General features: G+C 75.0%; 1 protein-coding gene and 1 pseudogene. One reads left to right on the top strand and one right to left on the bottom strand.

The genetic code is table 11. From position 1 onward, the window contains the following. A pseudogene (locus HW445_RS32315) lies at positions 1-258 on the top strand (hypothetical protein); the annotation flags it as partial. 174 nt (positions 259-432) lie between these two features. On the opposite strand, the gene HW445_RS32310 reads toward HW445_RS32315, so the two are convergent. After that, a complete protein-coding gene (locus tag HW445_RS32310) occupies positions 433-801 on the bottom strand; it encodes a hypothetical protein (RefSeq protein ID WP_180224299.1) in 369 nt (122 codons plus the stop codon). Positions 802-1055: the final 254 nt, after the last annotated feature.

Genomic DNA, 1055 nt, shown 5'->3' with positions numbered 1-1055 from the left:
GCCCCGGCCGGACGTTCCGTGGTCAGCCTGGGCGCGGGCGTGGCCCGGCGCCGGGTGCGGGAGTTCCTGCCCTGGTCGGTGCTGGCCGGGATCAGCTGGGCCGGTTACAGCGTGGCCCTCGGCTACTTCGGCGGCCAGTGGCTGGGCACGAGCTGGCTCACCACGGCCGTCTCGGTGCTCGCCCTGTTCCTCGCCGGAACGGCCGCCGCCTTCCTCCTCCGCCGCCCGGCGGAGGACCCGGGCGGCGCCACCGCCTGAGGACGAGCACCCTCCTCGCCCCCTGTCCGCCGCCGGACGAAGCTCCGGCCCGCCTCCCTTTCACCGGGCGCCGGTGACCTGCGGCGCCGCGCGCACGAGACACCCCACCGCCAACGCACCGCCCCCGCCGGCAGAGCCGGCGGGGGCGGGGATGCATGAGGTCAGCGGTCGCGGTCAGCGGCGTCCGTGGTGACGGCCGTGGTCACGGTCGCGACGGTCACAGCGGTCGTACCTGTCGTAGCGGTCGTACCTGTCGTAGCGGTCGTGCCGCCCGTGGTGACGGCCGTGGTCACGGTCGCGCCGGTCCCGACGGTCACAGCGGTCGTGCCGGTCGTGCCGGTTGCGACACCGGTCACCGCGCCCGTGGTGGCGGCCGTGGTCCCGGTACTTGTGGCAGTTCCGGTCCGCGCTGACGCTCTGCGAGGCCGAGACGGAGGCCGAGGCCGCCGAGGTGGCCGGTGCGGCCGACGCGGTGCCCGCGGCCATGCCCGCGACGAGCGCGAAGGCGGCGATGGTGGTGGCGGTGATGTGGCGGATACCCATGATCCCCTCCATGTGACGGTCCGTGACGCACGCGCCCCCCGGGCCGCGAAGCCTGGAGGGATACGTTTCCGCGCCCCTTGTCCCGACTGTCCTACTCGCCCCTTAGGTCCGGTTGCCGCGGTACACGAAGACCGTCCCTCATTCGGCCCAGCGCACGCGTTTCGGCCAGGGCGCGGAAGGCGCACGAGAGCCGGGGAACACGCCACCGAGGACGCAAGGGCGTGACCGCGCCGCGCGGGCGGGCCGCCGCCATC

The sequence above is a fragment of the Streptomyces sp. UH6 genome (assembly GCF_013421635.1).
GTDB lineage: Bacteria > Actinomycetota > Actinomycetes > Streptomycetales > Streptomycetaceae > Streptomyces > Streptomyces abyssomicinicus.
The sequence above is the reverse complement of the archived record's forward strand: the minus strand, read 5'-3'. Positions and strand labels throughout refer to the sequence as shown.